This is a genomic window from Carboxylicivirga fragile, from assembly GCF_050589805.1.
GTDB lineage: Bacteria > Bacteroidota > Bacteroidia > Bacteroidales > Marinilabiliaceae > Carboxylicivirga > Carboxylicivirga fragile.
In genome coordinates this window covers 22421-28461 of the sequence record NZ_JBNGOY010000065.1, presented here as the reverse complement: position 1 = coordinate 28461, position 6041 = coordinate 22421, and the positions used below count along the sequence as shown (strand labels likewise).

3 protein-coding genes are annotated in these 6041 nt (G+C 36.1%); all 3 read right to left on the bottom strand.

All coding sequences use genetic code 11. The features are described from left to right. Nucleotides 1-169: 169 nt before the first annotated feature. The gene (locus ACRD7B_RS20705; protein ID WP_430826572.1) at nt 170-2956 is read right to left on the bottom strand and encodes an alpha-amylase family glycosyl hydrolase; all 2787 of its coding nucleotides are present in this window, start codon (nt 2954-2956) and stop codon (nt 170-172) included. 7 nt (nt 2957-2963) lie between these two features. Continuing rightward, complete coding sequence (locus tag ACRD7B_RS20700; protein ID WP_430826571.1) at nt 2964-4793, bottom strand: alpha-amylase family glycosyl hydrolase; 1830 nt, start codon at nt 4791-4793, stop codon at nt 2964-2966. A gap of 119 nt (nt 4794-4912) precedes the next feature. After that, nucleotides 4913-6025: a SusE domain-containing protein gene (locus ACRD7B_RS20695; protein WP_430826569.1), complete on the bottom strand. Its 1113-nt coding sequence runs from the start codon at nt 6023-6025 to the stop codon at nt 4913-4915. Nucleotides 6026-6041: the final 16 nt, after the last annotated feature.

Sequence of the window (6041 nt, the reverse complement as noted above, 5' to 3'; positions counted from 1 at the left end):
TAATCAAATATCCTTTTTTACTACCCCTAAATCCCCTGAAGGGGACTTAAGCCTCCACTTTAGGGGAGGTTTGGAGGGGTAAAACGAAAGTAAAACAACAAACTGTAAATTTGCTTGTTCACAAAAATACTTTTTGGACGCCCTCTTTATGTAGGAGCACCTACCCCGATTATTGCTTTAAAAGTTTAATATACTTTACCATCTCACTAGTACTTACTCGTATAATATAGTTCCCTATAGGTAAGTCACCTAAGTGTATTAATTTAGTATTACTCGTCATTTCAAAAGTTCGTAATCGATTACCTGTTAAAGCAAATACCTCGATTATCTTTACTCCTGGCATCTCCGTCTCAATCGTCAATACATTGGTAAATGGATTAGGGTAAACTTTTAAGTTACTCTCTTTCAATTCATCTTCCACACTGGTGTGAGGATCAAAACCAGTTAACTTCTTCTGACTATAAATGGCATAGGTGCCAGGCTGATAATTAATTTGCATATCAACATCCTGCACGTATAAACTATCACCAGCTATAACATTATACCACCAGCCTGTTGCACTAAAATCAGGCGACACTTGCCTTGATTCCATATCAAAATTTGCAACCGTCCTAACATCTGAACCAGATAAATTTAAGGCCACTTTTTTAACAGCACCTGTTACATCCATAACAAAGTCAGCTGTTGTGAAAACTTCTTCCTGAGTTTTCATTTCAATTAAGCGTTGATAAACATCATACAAATGCTGACGCTCCTCTTCGTCTTTATATTGCCATACAGGGGGCTTTTTCGATAATCTACAGCCATCATCAACACTTCCATCTTCGCAACGATTAATACTCATATCGAAACCTAATTCACCAAATTGCCAAACCATTTTTGGTCCGGGAGTAGAAAAGAATATTGCAGCAGCTGCTTCCATTCTTTTTAAAGCTGTTTTCTTGTTCTTTGTATTATGTTGCCCTTCAATATTTCCATACTGGTAATTCCGATACATCAAGCGTTCTTCGTCATGGCTTTCCATGTAACTTATCAAGTTTGAATTGCTCCAACCTCTTTCAATGTATGAAGTCCAGGATAAATCGGACTTTCCATTTTCATTATAACCCATGGTTGCTTCATTGTAATTATGATTTGCATTTCCCCAAAGCATAATACCATGATCAGCCAAAATAGTCTCCTCATCATTATCTGATAAATGCTCAAATATGACATAAGTTTCAGGATTAATTTTCCAAATCTCATCAGCCATTCGTTTAAGGATAGTGATACGGCTATTATCTTTTGCACTCGCCCAATCCCCAGCTGGATAGGATGTATTCGTAAATCCTTTAGTAAAGTCGAAGCGAAAACCGTCAATTTTATATTCACTCATCCAATAGGAGCAAATACTATCAACGAGCTCCTCCGTATGTGAGCTTTCATGGTTGAAATCATTGCCCCATTGAGCTGCAGACTCTTCCATATTATGCTCTCGATTGTACCATGGATTAATCGCAGATGGCTTGCCGCCTTCCCAATACATTTGAGCTAGGGGTGATTGATTGTATGAATGATTTAACACCAAATCCATAATTACTGCTATACCATTTTTATGACACTCATTTATAAAAGTCTTGTAGTCGTTTTCTGTACCATACGCTTTATCAGTAGCAAAATAAAATGACGGATTATAGCCCCAGCTATCGTTACCTTCAAATTCATTAAAAGGCATTAATTCAATAGCATTAATACCCAAACGTTTTAAATAACTTAGCGTATCCGTTATTGTTTTTATGTCTTTATTAGCGGTAAAATCACGTATTAGAATCTCATAAATAACCAAATCATCGGCTTTCGGTGCCACATAATCATGAGCGTCCCAACTAAAACTCTCGGCATTCGTATTAAATACACTTACAATATTATCGGTTAAACCTTCAGGATAAGCTTTTAGGTTTGGATAAACCTCTTCCGGTATATACTTATCATTCCACGGATCTAAAACTTTATTTGTGTATGGGTCAGCAATTTTTAAATTGCCATCCATCCAAAACTGGTAAGCATATTCGGTGTCAGCTGCAAGTCCTTCCAGTCTCAACCAGAAATAGTCTCCATCTCGTTTCATCATACTTGATTGAGTAGGCTCCCAGTTATTGAAGTCTCCCATTAAATAAACATAGGATTTATATGGAGCATATAATAAAACCGTTGCTGAATTAGCATCATGTAAATTAACCCCTCTCTTTAAACCCAAAGGCCTATCTTCTATTATCACATCTGCTTTAACAAAAATAGTCGTAATGGTTTCTATCTCGTCAGTTCCGTTACTTGCAACAGCCTTTAACTCATACTTATCCAAATTTAGGTTAGCCAATGTGTAATTAATTTCTGTATTTGCAGTACTTACTTCTTCAACACCATTTACAAATAACTTCAAGCTAGTGCTTTGTATAGAATTAACTTCTACAGCTACACTCGATCCTTTATCATGAAAACTACGATCTTGAGGAGCAGAAATGGTGAGAGACATTGCTCCATCACTCACATCAACAAATATATCTTTATTGCCCTCATCTTTTCCTTCACGGCTATTATCAGCACTCCTAAACACAAATGCCATCTTTTCAATCACTTCGCCCTCAGCAACTCCATAATACGATCTAATATTATCTGAAATTGTTAATTGATAGGAGTTAGTTCCTGTTCTAACTAATTTGTATTTGGCATCATTATCTCCCCATGTAGGTGCATATTTCCAATCGCTACTACCTGTACTTTTATCTGTAATCACACCTGTATGTGCATATACATCTCCCGTATAGTCTTTTAAACCCATATTCCCTTTATCAGCGTAAAAAGTAATTACAACCGACTCGGTTTCCAAAGGTATTGCAGGGTTGGAACTAACTACCTGTCCAGCAAAATACTGATGGACGAATAAAAGAAGTAATGCCAAAAAGTAATTTTTCACCATAACATATCTATTTAAATATTTTCTTATAATCTGACACTGTCATCCAAATGGATGCATTACGAGGTAAATTGTTAGTATACAGCAACTGATTAACAGCCTTTAGCTTTCGATCAGGATGCAAGGCATCTATAAAATCAACCTCTTCTATATTAAAACCGCAATCACTTAAATCAATTATAGATTGCGTGTTATTTTCATTGTTATTTATCACCAAAAAACCACCATTATAATTGTGTTCGCCCTTTCGGTGCGATACATATGTATTAGCATCACAAAGCGATGACATAACAACTTCCTTGCCATTTAGTACATTCCGTACTTTTAAGGCGCGTTCAATTAACTCTGGCAGAGTATCGTCACATTTTACCGAATCTGTTTTTGTGTGATAATCATATTGTGTAGTAGGGAATAAGTGCGAATAAAAAACACAAGGTGTTGGTTCAGCAAATAAAATGTACGAATAAGCCATGTGCCAATCTTTTGTAATCCACTTATCATGCTCCTTACCCGTATCATGATTTTCAACAAAACTAACAACATTATCAATGGGCAAATCAGCACCAAGACTAGCACCAACAAGCCTTGTCATATCAAAATCGGCACCTTTACCATTTGCCATTTCAGTTAATAACTTCTTTAATGGGAAGTCAAAGGATTTTATTTGAGTACTTAAGCCTTTATTAATAGCCTTGTTCCATTCAATAATTTGTTCTTTAGAATTTGTAAAAAACTCAGCAACACAAAAGGTACTATCTGAAATCACCTCATGTCCCCACTGATTAATAAATCCTGGCTTAATACCATTCACAAAATCGAGACGTGCACCGTCGTATCCCACATCGTTCATTAGCCAATTTCCCCATTCAATTAATTGTTTCTGAACTTGCTCATTATCGTGGTCAAAGTCATGTCCAAAGAGTTTAGAATTCTCAACGATTCCTCCCGTATCGGGATAGTTTTGCAGGTAAGCATTAAACGTGGAAGGATGGAAGCTTTTATAATTCCATGATATTTGATTAGAAAGGGGCTTAATACCTGTATAAGTACAAACTGACCAATCTAAAGAATTACCATTATAATCTGTTATTTCGGAAATACACAATCCACTTGTTTGATCACCCCATTGCATATCTTCGTTCAACACTTCTAGTTGCAGCCATATTTCCTCAAACTCCTCCTGATAAACCTTATACGTGATAATAAGCTCTTCATCAACTCGACCTTCCCAATATCCAAATGGACTATTATTATTGGTTATAGGATGAAATTTCTTAGTCGCATTTTCCATGCTGGCTTGCTTATCAATCTTTAAGCGATAAAAACTCTTCGTATCATAATTTGATGGATTAGATATGTGAATTTTTATGGTTTGATTGGCTTGTACATCCACCAGATACTTGACCTCATTAACAGGATAACCGCTTTGTGCTTTTGTTCTTGTATTGAAATAACTTTTTAAAACTGGATTAGGCTCAAGATCTTTGTTCTGAAACGAATACATATGATTTAACACCACATCAGCATACACCTCTATATCGTTTTTATGTGCAGTATTAATTAATCCATTGAGTTGATCTCTGGTACCAAAGCGAGTACTTACAGTTCCATTCTGATTTATCTCACCCAAATCATAATGATCGTAGATGCCGTATCCCATATCGTAGATACCCCAGTTTCCTTTTGAAGGCGGCGGACACCAGATACCGGTAATACCAATTTCGTTTAAATAATCAACTTTCTCACTTAAATGATCATACCAATGTCCAGATTTATTTTCAGCATCTACTGGCACATCCCAATAAAAGCCTTGTAAGAGAACTTGGGAAGAAGGCTTCATTAGAACACAAATAGAAAGAAAAAAATAAGTAAGCAATTTTTTCATTATACAAATGACATTATTACAAAGAAGCCGCCACAATGGGCGGCTTTCTATTTGATTACATATTACTCGAACTATTAATTAGCAGTAATAGAGAATGTCCCTGTACGCTTATTAACAAGCACATGATAACTACCTGTACTAGCAATAAATTGCCAGTTTGGATCTCCATGCCCTTCAGCAATTATAATATAAGTCTCATTATATGTTGTTATAATATCATGACCATATCCAACAGGACCCCAATCAGCTTGTTCAAACAGTCGGAAATATCCATCCTTATTAAAAGTAACGTCACCTTCCCAGATTTCGTGACCAACCCATTTGATTTTCGTTGGATCATCCCATCCCCAACCATGAGTCGCATCACCTGTTAGGTATAACCAAGGTTCTGTTGTCGCTTTCATCTGAATGGTACCAGTACCTTCATCTACCCACAATTCATACCAACCTGTTGTCCCAATAAATTCAAAATTTGGATCTCCATCACCTTCCTTAGGTTGTAAGAACTCTATTGGATAGTTCGGGAAAACATCCCATCCACCCAATGTAGAACCCCAATCAGGATTTGTGAAGAATCTAAAATTAGCATCTCCTTCAGCAATAAAATACGCTTTGGTATAATATTTCTTAGGCTCTTCAGTAGCTGCAACTTCAACAGCCAAAGCGGGATCCCAGCCACCAACTCCAGCTCCAATCATGTAAATTGATGGGAAAATCGTTGAGTAAGGAGTACCACTAACTGTAACAATTTCACTTATTTTATCTTCTATTTGATAATTTACAGTTGACTTAACTCTAATATCAAAATCTGCACTTTGACCCGGTGATAAGCCTAATTCAAGAAGCTTTTTATTCAATTCTTCTTGAGTTAAAGCTAATGAATCACTTGTAGTCAACGCAAGATTAATTGGCATTGTAAAATCACCATCTTTCACATCAATATCAACAGAAAAATCCATCTTAATATCAATACCAAAATCTGATTTATCCCAACGAATTATCATAGCTAACTCATCTTTGTCATCTAATGACAAAACAAATTCTTCACCTTCAGAAGGGGCTGTTACAGATGGAGCATCAACCTCATCCGGATTCATAATTTTTGCATACTCCTTATCTTCTGAGCAGGATGAAACAACCATCATACTGATTGCAAAAAACAAGAATATTTTATTTAATGATTTCATAGTTCCTTTCATTAGA

Coding starts and splice junctions, on each gene's coding strand:
- ACRD7B_RS20700 (WP_430826571.1), bottom strand. CDS start 4,793: ATGAAGCCTTCTTCCCAAGTTCTCTTACAAGGCTTTTATTGGGATGTG.
- ACRD7B_RS20695 (WP_430826569.1), bottom strand. CDS start 6,025: ATGAAATCATTAAATAAAATATTCTTGTTTTTTGCAATCAGTATGATG.
- ACRD7B_RS20705 (WP_430826572.1), bottom strand. CDS start 2,956: ATGGTGAAAAATTACTTTTTGGCATTACTTCTTTTATTCGTCCATCAG.